This is a genomic window from Kastovskya adunca (assembly GCF_059505785.1).
On sequence record NZ_JCACLG010000049.1, the window covers coordinates 1 to 16,552 of the forward strand.

The 16,552-nt window shown below is 46.1% G+C and carries 14 protein-coding genes and 1 tRNA gene; 6 read left to right on the top strand and 9 right to left on the bottom strand.

Annotation, left to right across the window (positions count from 1 at the left end):
- The first annotated feature begins 590 nt into the window (after positions 1–590).
- A complete protein-coding gene (locus AC5JR3_RS18890; RefSeq protein ID WP_495848109.1) occupies positions 591–2,693 on the top strand; it encodes a protein kinase domain-containing protein in 2,103 nt (700 codons plus the stop codon).
- A gap of 1 nt (position 2,694) precedes the next feature.
- On the opposite strand, the gene AC5JR3_RS18895 is transcribed toward AC5JR3_RS18890, so the two are convergent.
- From AC5JR3_RS18895 to AC5JR3_RS18910, 4 genes are all read right to left on the bottom strand, one after another.
- Positions 2,695–3,159, bottom strand: coding sequence for a hypothetical protein (locus AC5JR3_RS18895; RefSeq protein WP_495848110.1), 465 nt, complete (start codon positions 3,157–3,159; stop codon positions 2,695–2,697).
- Positions 3,119–3,322, bottom strand: coding sequence for a hypothetical protein (locus tag AC5JR3_RS18900; RefSeq protein ID WP_495848111.1), 204 nt, complete (start codon positions 3,320–3,322; stop codon positions 3,119–3,121). Before AC5JR3_RS18900 ends, AC5JR3_RS18895 begins: the two co-directional genes overlap by 41 nt.
- Before the next feature lie 4 nt (positions 3,323–3,326).
- A complete protein-coding gene (locus AC5JR3_RS18905; RefSeq protein ID WP_495848112.1) occupies positions 3,327–4,280 on the bottom strand; it encodes an FTR1 family iron permease in 954 nt (317 codons plus the stop codon).
- 83 nt (positions 4,281–4,363) lie between these two features.
- Positions 4,364–4,798 (bottom strand): ferritin-like domain-containing protein, encoded by a 435-nt coding sequence (locus AC5JR3_RS18910; protein WP_495848113.1) that lies wholly within the window; start codon positions 4,796–4,798, stop codon positions 4,364–4,366.
- A 469-nt stretch (positions 4,799–5,267) separates the two neighbouring features.
- Between AC5JR3_RS18910 and AC5JR3_RS18915 the strand changes: the two genes are divergently transcribed.
- A complete protein-coding gene (locus tag AC5JR3_RS18915; protein WP_495848114.1) occupies positions 5,268–6,197 on the top strand; it encodes a LysR family transcriptional regulator in 930 nt (309 codons plus the stop codon).
- 123 nt (positions 6,198–6,320) lie between these two features.
- Here the strand turns inward: AC5JR3_RS18915 and AC5JR3_RS18920 are convergent, their stop codons facing one another.
- Positions 6,321–7,436, bottom strand: coding sequence for an ABC transporter permease (locus tag AC5JR3_RS18920; protein ID WP_495848115.1), 1,116 nt, complete (start codon positions 7,434–7,436; stop codon positions 6,321–6,323).
- A gap of 12 nt (positions 7,437–7,448) precedes the next feature.
- On the bottom strand, positions 7,449–8,324 hold the full coding sequence (locus tag AC5JR3_RS18925; RefSeq protein ID WP_495848116.1) for an Npun_R2479 family HD domain-containing metalloprotein: 876 nt from the start codon (positions 8,322–8,324) through the stop codon (positions 7,449–7,451).
- Between the two features lie 591 nt (positions 8,325–8,915).
- On the opposite strand from AC5JR3_RS18925, the gene AC5JR3_RS18930 reads away from it, so the two are divergent.
- A tRNA-Gly gene (locus tag AC5JR3_RS18930) sits at positions 8,916–8,987 on the top strand.
- A 323-nt stretch (positions 8,988–9,310) separates the two neighbouring features.
- On the top strand, positions 9,311–10,531 hold the full coding sequence (locus tag AC5JR3_RS18935; RefSeq protein ID WP_495848117.1) for a family 10 glycosylhydrolase: 1,221 nt from the start codon (positions 9,311–9,313) through the stop codon (positions 10,529–10,531).
- A gap of 177 nt (positions 10,532–10,708) precedes the next feature.
- On the opposite strand, the gene AC5JR3_RS18940 is transcribed toward AC5JR3_RS18935, so the two are convergent.
- Positions 10,709–12,298 (bottom strand): glycoside hydrolase family 57 protein, encoded by a 1,590-nt coding sequence (locus tag AC5JR3_RS18940; RefSeq protein ID WP_495848118.1) that lies wholly within the window; start codon positions 12,296–12,298, stop codon positions 10,709–10,711.
- 337 nt (positions 12,299–12,635) lie between these two features.
- On the opposite strand from AC5JR3_RS18940, the gene AC5JR3_RS18945 reads away from it, so the two are divergent.
- On the top strand, positions 12,636–13,847 hold the full coding sequence (locus tag AC5JR3_RS18945; protein WP_495848256.1) for a histidine kinase: 1,212 nt from the start codon (positions 12,636–12,638) through the stop codon (positions 13,845–13,847).
- A gap of 30 nt (positions 13,848–13,877) precedes the next feature.
- Here AC5JR3_RS18945 and mutY read toward each other — a convergent pair whose 3' ends face one another.
- Both mutY and AC5JR3_RS18955 read right to left on the bottom strand, forming a co-directional pair.
- A complete protein-coding gene (gene mutY, locus AC5JR3_RS18950; RefSeq protein WP_495848119.1) occupies positions 13,878–14,960 on the bottom strand; it encodes an A/G-specific adenine glycosylase in 1,083 nt (360 codons plus the stop codon).
- A 45-nt stretch (positions 14,961–15,005) separates the two neighbouring features.
- Positions 15,006–15,347: a DUF760 domain-containing protein gene (locus tag AC5JR3_RS18955; protein WP_495848120.1), complete on the bottom strand. Its 342-nt coding sequence runs from the start codon at positions 15,345–15,347 to the stop codon at positions 15,006–15,008.
- Between the two features lie 405 nt (positions 15,348–15,752).
- On the opposite strand from AC5JR3_RS18955, the gene AC5JR3_RS18960 reads away from it, so the two are divergent.
- Positions 15,753–16,547, top strand: coding sequence for a methyltransferase domain-containing protein (locus AC5JR3_RS18960; protein WP_495848121.1), 795 nt, complete (start codon positions 15,753–15,755; stop codon positions 16,545–16,547).
- Positions 16,548–16,552 lie beyond the last annotated feature (5 nt).

Consider the following 16,552-nt stretch of genomic DNA (forward strand, 5'->3'; position numbering starts at 1 on the left):
CTTCTCTTGAGCGCTTTCCTAATGTAACGTCAATAAATCCTTCTGTCAACTATTTTTGGGAATTTTTTTTGAGGTAGGCTGGAAATTCTCTGAAATGGCGTAATTACGGAGCTTTCAAGCTGCATTTTTTCAATATAGGAAAGAGATTTGAGCTACGCCCCCATCCATCTGCGGCTTACTGATTCAAGAATAGGGAACAATCACACTAGATCTGTAGTTCTCTTTTTAGGGTCTAAGAGGCGATCGCCACAGGATAACTAAGACTCTTGTTTTTATCCGGATCGAACCCGAACCATTTAGTGAGTCATAGGGGACGCAGGAGAAAAATAGCTTTTCAGCCCACTCTCATATAAAGCGGTGACGTGGCATTATTGCCATCACCGATGAATGATAATTATCCTTCTTGCCTAGTCTCTAGCTCTAATCTCCTTGTTGGTTGTGACTTCTGGGCAAATATCAGGATTTTTGGACATTGCTGTTGAAGCTAATGAAGAGGGATAACTAGGCGCATCAAAAGGAATTGATTTGTCAAAACTGAAGCAATTTGTTGAAGTAGTTACAGAACCCTCACGGGAGAGCTAAAAAAGCAGATGATGCCCCTCTATTGCAGCCATGGTCACGAAAATTCGCCTGGAAGCCACTATTGCAAGCAGTGTGGCGAAAAACTGCCGCAGGTTAATTTACAACGTGTCTCACCAGGGATGGTTCTGGGCGATCGCTATCGCATCATTCGGGAACTTGGACATGGCGGTTTTGGGCGTACCTACCTAGCCGAAGACCTCAACCGGTTCAGCGAACCTTGTGTGTTAAAAGAATTTGCTCCGCAAGTGCGAGGCACCTATGCTTTACAAAAAGCTGAGGAGTTATTTGAGCGAGAAGCGGGCGTACTTTACAAATTGCAGCATCCCCAAATCCCTCGCTTTCGAGAATTATTTCGCGTTAAACAAGAGCACTCAGGCTTTTTGTTCTTAGTCCAAGACTTTGTTGAAGGACAAACCTACCAGGCGTTACTAGATAGGCGACGGCGTCAAGGACAGCGCTTTAGTGAAACAGAAGTCACCCAACTAATAGTACAAATCCTGCCTGTTTTAGAGTACATCCATTCTTTAGGAGTCATTCATCGAGATATCTCTCCTGATAACCTGATGCTCCGAAATAACGATGGACTGCCCGTGCTAATTGATTTTGGTGGTGTCAAGCAAGTGGCAGCTAGCTTGGCTTCTCAATTTCGGGAATCAGTATCTGGGGTAGGAATACCTGCTGTGGCAACGCAGTTAGGCAAGGTCGGCTATGCCCCTGTAGAACAGATGCAGAGGGGAATTGTTTCTCCCAATAGTGATTGTTATGCATTGGCCGTCACTGTATTGGTGTTGCTTACTGGAAAAGAACCACAGCAATTAATCAACCCCCAGACTCTAGCTTTAGACTGGCGGCGAGAGGTCAGCCTGAGCGGCAAACTAGCGGAAATTCTGGATAAAATGCTGCAACCAACTCCTAGCGATCGCTACCAAAGCGCCGGAGAAATTCTGCAAGCTATGACAGGTAATTTCGCCCCAGCCTACTTTCCTCCAACCCAGCCCGTAGCACCCAAAACAGCTGCAACAGTAGCAATTGCCTCACCTCCTGTTGCGGCTACAGTTAAACCAATCGTCAATCAGCCTGTTATCCCAGTACCGCATCAGAAGCGCGATAACTCCTTCGGCTGGCTGGGGAAAGTTGTCATTGCAATAGCCTTGATTGCATCAGCCAGTGGACTAGGCTGGTGGGCAGGTAACTCTTGGATACAATCTCAGTCACCGGAAATCATTACGCCGCCAAACACAGATGATGCCCAAGCGCCACCATCAGATGAGCCGGAACCCGAACCACCGTCACAGTTTTCGGCTGAGGAACGCCAGCGCAAACAAACCCTACGAGAACGCCGTTTAAATTTAGGGGTTGGCTATCGTTTTTATGTTGACTGGGTTAATGAAGTATTTTGGACTCAGTACCCCAATCAACGTGGACGACGGTTAGGTACTGGTTCCGAGGATGCTCAGTTACGAAAACAATGGGATGCGATCGCGGCTGAACAATTGGAGAAAATTGCCCAAGCAGAACTGAGTGCTGCCACACGGCGGGGGCTGGGAAACTACAGGGAAGCTGACCGCACCCGCTGGAAAGCAGAAGCTAATCAACTACGCCTCAGCAGCCGCGCTTTGTATGACTTAGCAGATGCCAAGTTTTTCCATAATTTTCCCAAACAACGGGGGAAAGATTTCCTTGAGTCACCAGTGGGCCAGGTCTGGCAAGCCTACGTTGCCGATAGCGTTAGTGCTTTAAGAACAGGGGCTGCTTATGAGCGTATCGTCTTCGATCCAGGAGCTGTGAGCAAACAAAGCAGGGGGACTTTGAGACCGGGAGAGGGGAAAGCCTTTGTTGCAGAACTGTCTCAAGGGCAAACAATGGAGATACGGCTGGATACTACTCAAAATGTCCTATTTTCCGTCTATAGCCCTACAGGGGAAGTTGCTATCTTGGAAGATTCCCGCGATCGCCGTTGGGTGGGAAGATTGCCTGAATCCGGTTTTTACGAATTTACGGTGGTTTCTGAGGCTTCAGAACCTATTGATTATCAACTCAATCTCACGGTTGAAAATCCACCCTCTCCTGAGGCTTCCGAAGTGCCATCAAGGGAGGGGGTAGAAAATTAGGTTACAAACGAGGCGAGCCAATACCAATAGAGGGAGTTGGAGGCGAAGATCGGCGATAAATCGGCTGTCCGTTCACCATCGACTGTGCCATGAACAACAGGTTTTGACGTTCGATTGCTGAGAAACTAATGGTGTAAATCATTCCCCCTTGCTGCCACATCATGGTTGAGAAGCCGTAAGGGGAGGTTTGTTGAGTTGCTTCTAAAAGGTATCCCCGTACATCCGGGGCTAAAGTAATGCGATCGCCTCTTTCTTGATGTCGTTTCAAATCCCTCAAAGCACTAGCAGAGGATTGGTTATCAACGATAAAGCTACCTAATAAGCAAGGCTGAATCTTATTTTGGCAGGTCGTCAACAAACTCACGTTCAAGTTGGGCGGCACTTCGGAAGTATAGACCCCAATCAGAAGGCGGCTAGGTTCAATATCAGAGACACCACTCAGTGGAATGGCAGCAGGTAAGCGCATCACCACTCCATAGGGCAAGCGAGTCTGAATTATCCTGTAAATGGGGGGTAAAGACACTAGCCGGACGGGCATAAACCTCTACAATACTGCTGACAACAGCCCAAGCGGCAATCGGCAAAGCCAATAGACAACGCTGCCAAAGTGGAAAAGATACTACTTTCATGGACTTAATTTTTCTGTACCGATTGCTCCGATTGACGCACTTCACTTGCTGGCACGATTAAGCTGCGGAAATAAAGGCTGCTAACGGCGAACAAAAATAGCAGATAAGCAACGGCTTGAACAAGATAAATTTTAGCTCGATAGCCAAAGAGAGCTTTGAGGACTACACCCGGAAATTCGTTGTCTGGTAAGACCTTGGTTCTATTTGGAATTATTGGCCCTAGTAGGCAAGAGGGGTCTTGATCAAAGTGACCGTAGTAGAAGCACAAACTAGCAAACCGAGGATTGAGTTGCGCTAAAGCGGCAGCCGCTTCGTCAAAATGCTTCAAAGCACCAACGACTAAACCTGCCACAATCAACAGCAGAAAAAACCCCATCACTTGGAAAAAGGTGCGGATATTAATCTTGACGCCCCATTTAAATAAAAGCGCACCAATTCCAACTGCTCCGATTAAACCTGCCAGTGCGCCGCCTACAGCAGGTAAAATCCCTTGCTGAAAGTTGGCAACGATGAAGACAACGGTTTCAAACCCTTCTCGTAAAACGGCAATGAAGATTAAGCTAAAGACGCCCCAGTCACCACGATTGCCTTGTTGAAGTACCGAAGTAATGTTCCCTTCGATTTCTGCTTTGAGCGATCGCGCCTGCTGCGTCATCCAAATCAACATCCAACTGAGTAAGGCGATCGCAATGACGCCAAACACGGCTTCCAACAGTGGCTCAATCACTGTCGCATACTGAGGGTAAGTCGTACTCAACGACTGAATGCCCCAAATAAAAAAGACACCCACTAAGACACTGGCAAAAATCCCCGCCCAAATACCCCTATACACCGAGGAATTTAGCTGCTCTGCCTTAGCCTTTTTCAAGCAAGCCAGCACAATCCCTACCACTAAAGCTGCCTCAACTCCTTCCCGGAGGGTGATAACAAAGGTCGGTAGCGCGGCCCTAAAATTCATAGCTTGTTAGTTGTGTGTTGTTTAGAGACACTGGCAATGAATTATCACCCCCAAGGCATTACCCATTAGTAACTAATGACTAATTAACTAAAGTCCCGTAACATTTTTTTGATTTCTAGGTTATGCATTTCTTCTTGACCGATCTGGGTACGGGCAAATTCTTCCAAATAAATGCTGGCGTCTTCTACAACAGTCAGGAGCTGCTTGTACATCTGTAGCGCTGTTTTCTCGTGGTTGAGACTTTCTTCGAGAATATCGCGCACGGAATGTTTGTAAGTTTCTTCAATAGGGGCAATTCGCTGGCTGGGATGTCCTTCTAAACCCGTGAGGATTTCTCCCGCCTGCTGAGCGTGTATCAAAGACTCGGCTGCTTGCGCCTTGAAAAAATCCACAATTGGAATCCGATTTGGCCCTGTGACCATTAAGGAGTAATGGGTGTAGCGCACGACTCCAGCTAGTTCAAACTCCATAATGGAATTTAGCAAGTCAACTGTCTTTTTTAGGTCAAGCTCTCTCATCACTTTTTAATTCGCTGGTAAATTTGCTTAGGTTACGGTTATCCCGTGGTGTATCTAAAAACTCTAACAATTAAAGGATCGCTGAGGAATTAATTAATTGAGAAAGCTTTGAAGTAATATCTCTCAGTTTTGACGAGCTGTCTCGCCTTGGTCTAATTTAATTTTTAATCGTGGCTCTTTTGTCAATACTCTTAAGTGAGATATAAGTAAGAACTAGTTAACGGTTTAATGGTGTGAAGCGATCGCGATCGCTTTTGAATATTGTGTATCAAGCAAATTTAACAAATTTCAAAAATATTCCTCAGGCACGGCATACCCTGTGCCTACTGCGGCAACTTTGTAGAGAGACAAGCAAAGAGCAAGTTCTGAGTGTTCTTCGCTTACTACCTGCCATACAATATAAAGGAAATTGCTTATTTCGCTAATTTTAATAAATTAAATCTATGCTAGCGGTCAAGGAGAAGCATTGTTGAAGCAAGCGACACTGCATCAATTAAAGGTCTTTGAAGCTGTCGCTCGGCATAATAGCTTTACACGAGCGGCAGAGGAACTATTTCTCACGCAGCCGACTGTTTCAATGCAGGTGAAGCAGCTAACAAAAGCCGTTGGTACACCTTTATTTGAGCAAGTGGGTAAGCGTCTTTTCCTTACCCAGGCAGGAGAGGAACTAGTCAAAACTTGCCGTTCGATTTTTGATGACTTAGACCAATTTGAAATGACAGTGGCGGATTTGAAGGGCGTGAAGCAAGGGCGCTTACGTCTTGCCGTCATTACAACAGCAAAGTATTTTGTGCCTCGTTTGTTAGGGCCTTTTTGCCAGCGTTACCCAGGTATTGATATCTCTCTGCAGGTGACAAACCACGAACAAATTACTGGGCGTTTGAATGAGAATTTGGACGACCTATATATCGTTAGCCAAGTCCCAGAAAATGTTGAGGTGAGCTGCCATCCTGTTCTAGAAAATCCATTGGTAGTGCTAGCTCCTATCGATCATCCCCTTACCCAAGAAAAGAATATTCCTCTCAAACGCCTTGCAGATGAGCCTTTTATTATGCGCGAACCGGGTTCTGGCACACGTCAAGCTGTGCAGGAATTGTTTGAAGAGCATGATATTCATCTAAAAGTGCGGCTCGATTTGGGAAGTAACGAAGCAATTAAGCAAGCGATCGCGGGAGGATTAGGAATATCCGTTCTCTCTCGTCATACCCTTGCTCTAGAAGGTTCACCCAGTCAACTAGCCATACTGGATGTGGAAAACTTCCCCATTCGACGACATTGGTGTGTGATATACCCCAATGGCAAACAACTGTCTGTAGTCGCCCGCACATTTTTTGAGTATCTTTTGCAAGAAGGAAAGCAACTTGCTAACAAGACGGCTGTACAAAAGCTCGTTGATTAAGCAATGCGCGATGCCGTTTTAGGGAGAGAAGTAGAAATATTTTGGCTCCCTTGCCCGTTGTGGGAAAGAGAGCCAGAGAGGAATTCTTCGGGATGTTCCGAGCCTGTAGTCCTAGGGGGAAGCTTATCGCTGTAAACTGCGGGGATCGAGGGCATCCCGCAGACCATCACCCAGCAGATTAAACGCCAACACGGTAAGAATAATTAGAAGTGCTGGCGGCCAAATTAGCCAGGGTTGTAGCACTAAAATCGAAGCGTTTGTTGCCAAAGACAGCAAATTTCCCCAGGAAGGATCAGGCTGCTGAATCCCCAGACCAATCAAGCTGAGGACAGATTCCGCCACAATAAAACTGGGAATTGCCAAAGTTGCCGAGATAATTACGTAAGTTGCGGTCTGAGGTAAAACGTGACGCACGATGATGTAGAACGGATTGGCACCCATAGCAAGGGATGCTTGGACAAATTCTCGTTCTTTAATCGATAGTACCTGTCCGCGAATTACCCGTGCTAAGCCCGACCAACTAACTAAAGACGTAATCAGGACAATCAATAAAAATCGCTGAGAACTGGTTAAACTTGGCGGCAAAACAGCAGCCAATGCCACCAGCAAGTAGATAGTGGGAATTGTCATCAGCACTTCTACTAAGCGCATCAAGGTTCCATCAATCCAACCACCAAAGTAGCCAGAAATTCCCCCAATTAACAAACCCAAAGGAAAGGAAATAGCAATCCCGACTAAACCAATACTGAGGCTAATCTGTCCGCCATGCAGCAGGCGGCTAAATTGATCGCGACCTTGCTCATCGGTACCTAACAAGTTCAGTTTGGCTTCGCCATTAGTACCAAACAGGTGCAGATTGCCTGGAATTCCCTCAAACACTTCGACTTCCTGAAAATTCTCCCCAATGGGCAGGCGCAGTTCAAAGAGCCGATAAGGTTCGCCACGGACAAATAAGCGCACAGGTGAAGGGTTTTGTCTGTCTATTTTCAGTTCGCGCTGACCCGTTTCTAAATCAGTTGGCCCTTGGGTTGTCGGATAAATGTGGGGGCCAATAAATTCTCCAGAGGTATTCCGCCAGTAGATTTGGGTGGGAGGCAGAAGCGAACCCTCTGGCTGTGAGACATAAGGGTCGTAGGGGGCAACAAAATCTGCGGCAAATACAGCAATGTAAAAGATTAATAGCAGTATTGCCCCAAAGCGTGCCAGGGGATTGTTTTTAAGTTTCTGCCACCAGTTCATAAAGTTAAAGAATCAAGAGTGAACTTGTTCTGCTAGCTGCCTATGTTCCTCTTCCGTTTTTTCATGTTCAACAACGAACACGTTGGAGTAGAGGTTGGCAATGATTTGTTTGCCTTGCTGCGTCAGAGACAAATAGCGGAGGGCATCCTGAATATAAGGGAAAACACCGTTCCAGTAAAACTTGGAATAGTTTCGCCGTAAATCTCCAGGATGGCGATATCCTAATGCTTTGTTGACGCCAGTTTCTTCAAACTCATAAAATAAGGCACTAATTTTCTTAAGGTAGCGCGGATCACTAAGTTGACCGATTAAGTCAGAGGCGCGAATTAACCCTGGATAGTTGGCAGTGTCTTTGTGGTCGTCCTGATTGGGGACTGGGAAACGGGTCAGTTCAATGTTGTGCTTGATTATTTCCGCATCAATCAGTTTGTGACCGCAGAATCGCTCATCAATAAAAAGTTTTGCCCGGTCTACGTGGTAAGGCGTCAAAGCGGCATCGGAAGCTCCAGGCGGCAAATGCACCATTTCGCCATTTTGTCCGGTAGCATACAACCTTTCTGTCTCTCTATCCTGGCGGCACACTCCTTTGACATAGCCGATATCATGACCGACTAGGGAGATGATGAAATGCAACCAGTCTTCACAGGAGACTCCGCCTTCGCGAATATGTTTGCCCCGGAGGATTTCTTGCCCCACTAGGGCGACGAGAATTGAGTGTTCGACGTTGTGATAGAGGGCGTCACTGTTGGCAATATTTTCCATCGCCATGCTTCCTGCCCAGGCAATAATGTCTTCGTAGTCCGTTTTCAGTCCCCCATAGGTACGGCAGTAGCCTTCCCGAAGCCTTTGAACGAACGAATTTATTAAAAGCTCAGTTGCGTTAAACATCCTTGGTACTCGCTCGTACTGAGTGCAATGTAATCAGGGCATTGTTGAAGTTAGAGCCATAATCTGACAGAAGGCTGTCAAGATTCATTCCCTCTATTCTTAATGCTGGGTGTAATACCATGCCATGCCTGTAGCGTTAGAACAACGTTGAGCCTTGGCAATGGGGAAAAAACAGATACAACCTCTATACCTTAATAGGATGCAACAAAATTTCAGAGACTGAGTTGTGGGCGATCGCGATCGCGTTGTGTTTGTTATCACAAGCGGTAGCTGAACGGCATAAGAAGACAGTGAGTAGCACGATTACACCCGGATTTGCTAAAAAACTCAGACCTGGTTGAGCATCTTAAAATCAAGTTTATCCTCTAGATCATCTTCCTGGCTGAAACCGGATAAGCCAGAGGGAAAACAAACCCCTATGCCTCGATTGGGTTGCTCTTGGCGTAAGCTGTCTAGGGTTTTGTAGAGCATCAGACTTCTGTAGAAGAGAAACTGTTTCCGCGATCACTACTTCACCAGTAGAGTGTTTCGTTTCTTCAAGGGATGATATTTTCGCTAGCAAGAAGCCCTATACTAAATACTAGTGCCTACGCGGGTATAGTTCAGTGGTAGAACGTCACCTTCCCAAGGTGAATGTCGTCGGTTCGAGTCCGATTACCCGCTTATATACCAAATATACAGTGACTAATTAATTGTCATTGGTGACAGATTGCTGTTTGTTGTTCCGTTTTGGGGCGATCGCGCTTCGCACACTCTTCGTGAACGCATGTTGATAAAGTTTCAGAAATGGATAAAGTCAAGCTAAGAGAGCACATGGAAGTGTCAAATGTTATACGGAATTGAGCGATCGCGAAGTGAAGTAGCTTAATGTAGCATCATTCGCCCTAAATTATTCCTTCTGCACTTCAAGAATATTGGGTACTACAAGCAAGCCCCGATTGGGCTAAGAAAGTTGCTGTCATTGTTGAACAATAACCTTTGTTGCCATGCCGTCTAAAAAAGAAAATGATGGATGTGGATGTGCGAGTATTCCATTTTCATTAATCATAGTTTTGTTAGGTGCTGGTTATTGGGGCTTTAGGCATTTAGATCATCTAGATATCAGCCAATTCTTACCTAATAATCTAGATATCAGCCAATTATTGCCTAATAATCAGCAACCAACTGCTCCTATTTTGACTCCTGCGCCGACGCAGCCCGTACCTGTTGTCAGTTCTCCCCTTCCGCAAGTTATTCCGACTGAGACACCGACAACCAATCCCCAAGTTTCACCATCACCTGTAACACCCAAGAAATCACCATCACCTCAAACTCCTTGGGAGAAAAAGCAAATAAGGGGAATTTATTTAAGTCGGTACCAAGCGACTAATAATGCTAGCGAACAAATGATTCGCGAACGAGTTCGTTATTATCGCGCTCAAGGAATAAATACAATTATTCATGGGGTGTGGGGTAATGGTTGCACGATGTATAACAGTGAGGTTATGCAGCAAACATTTGGATACAAAAGCTGTCCCAACCAATTTCAAGATCAATGGTTAGATTGGTTAATTGATGAGGCGCACAAGCAGGGAATGCAAGTTCATGCCTATTTTGAGAAGGGGATTAAAATCGATAAAAATAGCCCAATTTTTGACTTAGCAATTTCTAAACGATGGCTTGTGCCTGGGGTCGATAAAACCTACGCTGGCATCGACCATTATGTTCTGGATGTAGAGGTTCCAGAAGTTGCTAATTTATTCAAAAAAATCTCAGTAGAGTTCGTCCAAAAGTATCCAACCATCGATGCAGTTCAGTGGGACGATTACCTAGGTTATCATGCTGAATTACCCGGCAAAGTCGATCGCACAGCCCATTTAACTAAATTTGTGCGAGAAATGAGAGCTGACATCAAGAAAGCTAACCCCACCGTGAGTTTTGACCTTTGCCATCACAATCCTTATTGGGGTAAACGTTATTTTGCAGCTGATTGGAAAAATTGGAATATAGATCGAGTTTTCATTCAAACTTATAACGATGCTAATTTCAACCAAGAGCTAGATTATGCCCAAAATTATGCGGGAGTAGCAATTTCAGATACGCAGTTGTATCGTTTAAAAGAACTGGTTAATAATCCCAAAATCAAAAGTGTTTTAGTGTTTCCCTCCTCTGGAAAACCAGAAGAGGCAGCAGCTCTTGTCAAAAAACTGACTTCAACAAGTAACTAGGGCAAGAATCTAATAGATTAGCTGAAATGATTAAGCAAGGAATCATTTGACCCCTTGCTTAAGAATTGTCTTCTGGAAGTAAATTTAAGTAGGGTGACAGTACTGCCACCTCACAACATCTGGCGAATCTTTGCGTTTGGCGAATCTTTGCGTTTTATCCTGCTAAAAAACCGACTTCTACAACGGACGATAGACGCGGTAGTTGATTTCCGGGAAGATATTGTCGATTTCCTCAACCTTTTCTAACCAACCGCTGTCAATTTTGCCCTTGTTGATATCCTCATAGAGTTTATTGAAACGCATCAAATGCGATCGCGTCCTTCTCACCGCATAGGGAACCATCGTCCCAGTACGCATAATAAATGCCCAGTCAGAAGATTGTGCCAGCAGTAACTCTCGCGCTGCCTGGTTTAGCGCCTTCCACTCCAGCTCATCAACAGGTTCGCGGCGACTCAGCTCAATCATGCGCTCCGTCGCTTTGTGTAGATGGGGGTAAATCCAGGCATTGGTCTCATTGAGCCAGTACTCATGGAAGCCCTTATAACCCCAACTAGATTGAGACGGCTTGCAGACTTGCTGCGTTGGCTCCATGCGGAGATAATCCGCCAAGTGAGTCATCGCAAAGGTGTTTTGGTCATACCAAGACTTGCGGAACAAGTAATCGATAAACCAGGGACCTTCGTACCACCAATGACCAAACAACTCGGCGTCATAGGGAGAAACCACAATCGGCGGACGGTGCATAATGCCCGCTAGATGATTCACCTGCTGCTCTCGGTTGAAGGTGAAGTTCCCAGCGTGTTCTGCTGCCTTCTCCCGCGCCCAATAGGGGTCGTACAGTGCCTTGTCGGCTAATCCCAGACCACGACCTGTAATCTTGTGATACTTAATCCCTGTATTCTTCCGTTGCCCATTCGGCATAATGTAGGGCTTGATGTACTCGTAATCTGCTTCCCAGCCTAAATCCTTGTAGAACTCCCGATATTCTGCTGCTCCAGGATACCCAACTTCACTCGACCAAACCTGTTGAGACGACTCATGGTCGCGACCGAATGCGGCAACCCCACTCTCCGTATAGATAGGAGCATAGGTACCAAAGCGAGGGCGAGGACGAGCATATAAAATACCATGTCCATCAGTGAGGAAGTAGCGCAACCCCGCATCGGCTAACATCCGCTCGACGCCTTCGTAGTAAGCACATTCCGGCAGCCAAATTCCCTTAGGAGGACGTCCAAAGTTCTGCTCGTAATGCTCACAAGCGACTTGAATTTGTGCCCATACCGCCTGGGGATACATCTTCATCAGCGGGAAGTAGCCGTGAGTTGCTCCGCAGGTGATGATTTCTAGGTTGTTGCTGTCAAGAAATTTCTTAAATGCCGCGATCAAGTCCCTGCCATAACTCTCCCAGGTCTTGCGGATCGTGCTGAACTCCTTGACGTAGTAATCAGCAAGATAACGAATATGCCCGTTATGCTCGTTATGCTCAACCTCCATCTCGACTAGCTGTTCTAACTTAGCCAGATGCTTGTCGTAGCGCTCTTGCAGTAAAGGATCGCGCAGCATCGACACCAAAGGCGGTGTCATGCTCATGGTTATTTTGAAGTCAATACCATCTCGCTTTAATCCCTCAAAGGTATGCAGCAAGGGAATATAGGTTTCAGTAATGGCTTCAAATAACCATTCTTCTTCTAGGACATAATTACTCTCTGGATGTCTTACAAAGGGCAGGTGAGCGTGCAGTACAAGGGCAACGTAGCCAGTAACCATGATGATTTATGCGTCGTGGATCAATTATAGAACTGAAGCAGAAGTCAAGAAATTTATGAGTATTTTGAGATCTTATGATGAAATGGGCGGTGATAGAGTATACCTGCTCGCTGGTTATGCCTTGACCTAAACGCATAATACGCTACTGCCTTCACCTAAGCACGTTTCGTTTGATAGGTGTTACTGACACAAATAATTGACACTCTCGTCCGAATCTAGTGCCTTTAAGCCTGTAGAATACTTAAAATATGAAATAGATATTAAATTTAAGACAGAGCATCAACCTTTAGTAAGAGAGGGGCAATCTTGGCGTTGCTCAAGGCGTCACCGATTTTTCATTCTCAAGCCAAATTGCATGCAGGTTGTTACTGAAAAGCCCACCAGCTCGGAATCATCGCTACAGTTACTGCTATTTATTGATGACCGTTTAAGTTCCCGGAGCCACATTCAGCGCATCCGCGATTATCTGGGAACTTTGAGGGCAGAATATCCGTTTGAGCTTATGGAGAGCTATGTCGGGGAACAGCCCTATTTGGCGGAACACTTCAAATTAGTAGCAACTCCTGCGCTGATTAAAATTTATCCGGAGCCTCGGCAAATTTTGACTGGGAGTAACTTAGTTGCCCAGCTCAAAAACTGGTGGCCGCGCTGGCACAAGAGTGCGGAAGAATGCGATCGCGAAAAAGCCAGAAATGCTCCCTCGCTGCCACAACCTGATTTCTCAACTACCGAAGCGCCACGCCGGAATATTAGTTCTGTCAGCTATTCGGCAGAATCAATCCGACTAGCTGACGAAATCTTTCGCCTAAAAAAAGAAAAAGAAAAACTTTTAGAACAGTTGCGTTTTAAAGACCAGGTGATTGGCATGTTGGCGCACGACCTCCGCAATCCCCTAACAGCGGCGTCAATTGCCTTAGATACTCTGGAATTAGAGCAGCAGCCGCAGGATAGTCGTAGGATGTCACTGTCTCCGGCTCTCAAAGCGCAGCTATTCAAGCAGGCTCGTAACCAATTTCGCACGATCGAGCGGATGATTACGGATATTCTCAAAAGTGCCAAGGGAGCAAGCGCTGACCTTAATATCCAGCCACAGAAATTGCAGATCAGCGAATTATGCCAGAGCGTTTTCGCACAGATGAACAATCAATTTCATAGGAAGTTGCAGCAGCTAGATACGGATATTCCTCATGATTTACCAGAGGTCTATGCTGATAGAGAGTGGGTGCGCCAGGTAATAGTGAATCTACTAGATAACGCGATTAAATACACACCGGAGGGTGGCAAAATTCACATCGCGATTCTCCACCGGACAAGTCAAAAAATTCAAGTTAGTGTTTCTGATAGTGGCCCTGGCATTCCTGAAGAACTATGCGATCGCATTTTTGAAGACCACTTCCGCCTGAAGCGCGACGAAAAAACAGAGGGCTACGGCTTAGGTTTATCCCTCTGTCAACGGGTAGTCCGCGCCCACTACGGTCAAATTTGGGTAGATAGTAATTCTAAAACAGGAAGCTGTTTTCACTTCACCTTGCCTGTTTATCGCGCCTAACTCAAAAAACAGCAGTAGCTCTCTTGACTTTTAATTATTACCCTGGCGCAGGGCAGCGATAATCTGCACATTCGCTTTTGGGAAGGGATACTGATCAATTTCGTCTAAACTAACCCAACGGATTTCGTCGCATTCAATCGGTTGAGGAACACCACTGAGGTGGCGGCTGTGATGCACTGTTAGGGTGACGCGAAAATGACTATACACATGATCGATAGTAATCAAGTGTTTGCCTACCTCAATCTCGATTCCCAGTTCCTCTTGGATTTCTCGCTTGATACATTCCTCCATGGTTTCACCTGGCTCCACTTTGCCGCCAGGAAACTCCCATAAGCCGCCGAGTAATCCTTCAGCACGTCGGCGATCGATTAAAATTTGTCCTTGCTCATTCCAGATCACAGCAACGCCAATAATTTTGTGAGGAAGAGGGGCGGCAGTTTCACGCATGGGTAGTTGGGATTGAACTCCCTCATTGTAAGCCTGACAGTGTATTGTCCAAGGACAACGACTGCAATCAGGATTTTTTGGAGTGCAAACAGTTGCCCCCAAATCCATTAAGGCTTGATTGAAATCTCTGGGCTGTTCGCGGTCGAGGAGTGCCTCCGATAGTTGCCAGAGTTGTTTGCTTGCCTTAACCGGGGGTACAGGAGAAGCGATAAGGCGCGTCAAAACTCGCTTAACATTACCATCAAGAATTGCCACAGGTTGGTTGAAAGCGGCGCTGAGGATACCTCCGGCTGTGGTGCGACCCACTCCTGGTAAGGCTAAAACTTCTGATAGCTGGCTAGGGAAAATTCCTCCATGCTGCTGCACGATTTGTTGAGCTGATGCGTGCAAATTCCGCGCCCGTGCATAGTATCCCAGACCTTCCCATGCTTTCAACACTTGCTGTAAGTCAGCGGTGGCGAGGTGTGTGAGGGTAGGAAATTGGTCAAGCCAGCGCTGATAGTAGGGAATGACCGTTTTCACTTGGGTTTGCTGGAGCATAATCTCCGAAACCCAAATTTGATAAGGATTGCGATCGCGTCTCCAAGGAAGATCGCGTGCGACCTGTACGTACCACTGTAAGAGCGATCGCCTCATTTCCTCAATAGTTGGAACCGAGAAACTCATCGACTAGTCCGTCGGGATGCGGTGCGATCACCAAGGTCTACTTTCTTATTCAGCGTCTGGAAAAGAGCTTTCAGCGGCTTGCAAGGATTTTTCAAATACCATGCGTTGTTCGGCATTGCGGAGAAAGTAGCCATTTACCATTGCAGAGGCTAGAAGCCGCCCCAGATCCTCGCGGCTGGTGCTGATAGTAACGTCGAAGTTTTCTGAAGGTAAGTTGCCTAGCAATCCAATAACATTGCGCTCTATGACTTGAAACACTTCTGAAGAACCTGGCTTGGAGAGCTGGGCGATCGTTTCTGGGCTCATGGATTGTAGGTACTGCCACAGCAAGTTGCGATCAGCATCACCTTCAAAAAGCTCATGGACGTTTTTAGATCTGTTATTCATATTTACCTCAAGTACGTTAGCGAATCTCGACGCGGGCACTTGCCTTTCTTTTAGCGCGGAGTAGTTACTGACGTTATCTATTTCTACTGTGAGTCTATGCAAATTAATGTAACAAGTATTCTCTCTAGAGTCAGTCAGTGGAACCGAACCCCGATTATCCGGTTCTCGCACCCAGGGTTTGTTAACAAGCTGGTGTCACTTATCTGCTGCTTGTTGCCTACTCTAGCTGAGTTTAATAGTCAGCAAATTTACTAGATACTACGCATGTAGTATTATTGTTGTATATTTTAGCGTTTGTTTAGATCAGAGGCGATCGCTAAATCTAGTAACCAGCTTGTCGCGTTGCTTGTACGGTAGTACGCTCAATCGCCCCAGCGAGAATTTTAGCGGTAGGAGTTACTCTCGATGGTTGAAAAATATATTCCTGGATATTCTTCAAATGCTACAAGCTTTATGGCAAAGCGTAATGTTGATAGCCATGCAGCCTTTTTTAAACCTTATTTGCAACCAGGAATGAAGTTGCTGGACTGTGGTTGTGGTTCTGGCACAATTACTCTCGGTTTCGCAAAAATTATTGCTCCCAGTACAGCCATCGGCACGGATATAGAATCCTCTCAAGTCGGCTTGGCATGGGAAAATGCCCAAAGCCAAGGCATTAGTAACGTTGAGTTTCGAGAAGGGAGCGTTTACGAGCTACCCTTTAGCGATCGCGCATTTGATGCTGCCTTTTCTCATGCCGTCTTCGAGCATCTGCAATCTCCCCTCAAAGCCTTACAGGAATTGTTTAGAGTGCTAAAACCTGGGGGAGTTTTGGGACTCCGCAGTCCAGATTGGGGCGGCTTTCTGATTGCACCGTCCAACCCAGAATTAGATCGAGCCATTACCTATTACAAACTTCTTCAGGAAAAAAACGGCGGCAATCCTTATGTCGGCAGACACCTACGCGCCTTACTGCGAGAAGCAGGATTTACAGATATTAAAGCTTCAGGCTCCTACGAATGCTATGAAGATCTGAGTACAATTGCTGAATATCTAGCACTGCGGATCGAGTCCTCTGATACAGTCGATCTTGCCGTGCAAAAAGGTTGGACAGATGCCGAGTCGCTAGGAGTGATGAGTCAAGCCTTAAGAAAGTGGAGCCAGCATCCAGACGGACTCTTTGCTCAAGCTTGGTGCGAGGTGGTAGGGCGCAAAGGTTAGCACCT

Excerpts from the sequence above, each read along its gene's own strand:
- AC5JR3_RS18890 (WP_495848109.1), top strand. The coding sequence starts at position 591 with ATGATGCCCCTCTATTGCAGCCATGGTCACGAAAATTCGCCTGGAAGC.
- AC5JR3_RS18895 (WP_495848110.1), bottom strand. The coding sequence starts at position 3,159 with ATGCGCTTACCTGCTGCCATTCCACTGAGTGGTGTCTCTGATATTGAA.
- AC5JR3_RS18900 (WP_495848111.1), bottom strand. The coding sequence starts at position 3,322 with ATGAAAGTAGTATCTTTTCCACTTTGGCAGCGTTGTCTATTGGCTTTG.
- AC5JR3_RS18905 (WP_495848112.1), bottom strand. The coding sequence starts at position 4,280 with ATGAATTTTAGGGCCGCGCTACCGACCTTTGTTATCACCCTCCGGGAA.
- AC5JR3_RS18910 (WP_495848113.1), bottom strand. The coding sequence starts at position 4,798 with ATGAGAGAGCTTGACCTAAAAAAGACAGTTGACTTGCTAAATTCCATT.
- AC5JR3_RS18920 (WP_495848115.1), bottom strand. The coding sequence starts at position 7,436 with ATGAACTGGTGGCAGAAACTTAAAAACAATCCCCTGGCACGCTTTGGG.
- AC5JR3_RS18925 (WP_495848116.1), bottom strand. The coding sequence starts at position 8,324 with ATGTTTAACGCAACTGAGCTTTTAATAAATTCGTTCGTTCAAAGGCTT.
- AC5JR3_RS18935 (WP_495848117.1), top strand. The coding sequence starts at position 9,311 with ATGCCGTCTAAAAAAGAAAATGATGGATGTGGATGTGCGAGTATTCCA.
- AC5JR3_RS18940 (WP_495848118.1), bottom strand. The coding sequence starts at position 12,298 with ATGGTTACTGGCTACGTTGCCCTTGTACTGCACGCTCACCTGCCCTTT.
- mutY (WP_495848119.1), bottom strand. The coding sequence starts at position 14,960 with ATGAGTTTCTCGGTTCCAACTATTGAGGAAATGAGGCGATCGCTCTTA.
- AC5JR3_RS18955 (WP_495848120.1), bottom strand. The coding sequence starts at position 15,347 with ATGAATAACAGATCTAAAAACGTCCATGAGCTTTTTGAAGGTGATGCT.
- AC5JR3_RS18960 (WP_495848121.1), top strand. The coding sequence starts at position 15,753 with ATGGTTGAAAAATATATTCCTGGATATTCTTCAAATGCTACAAGCTTT.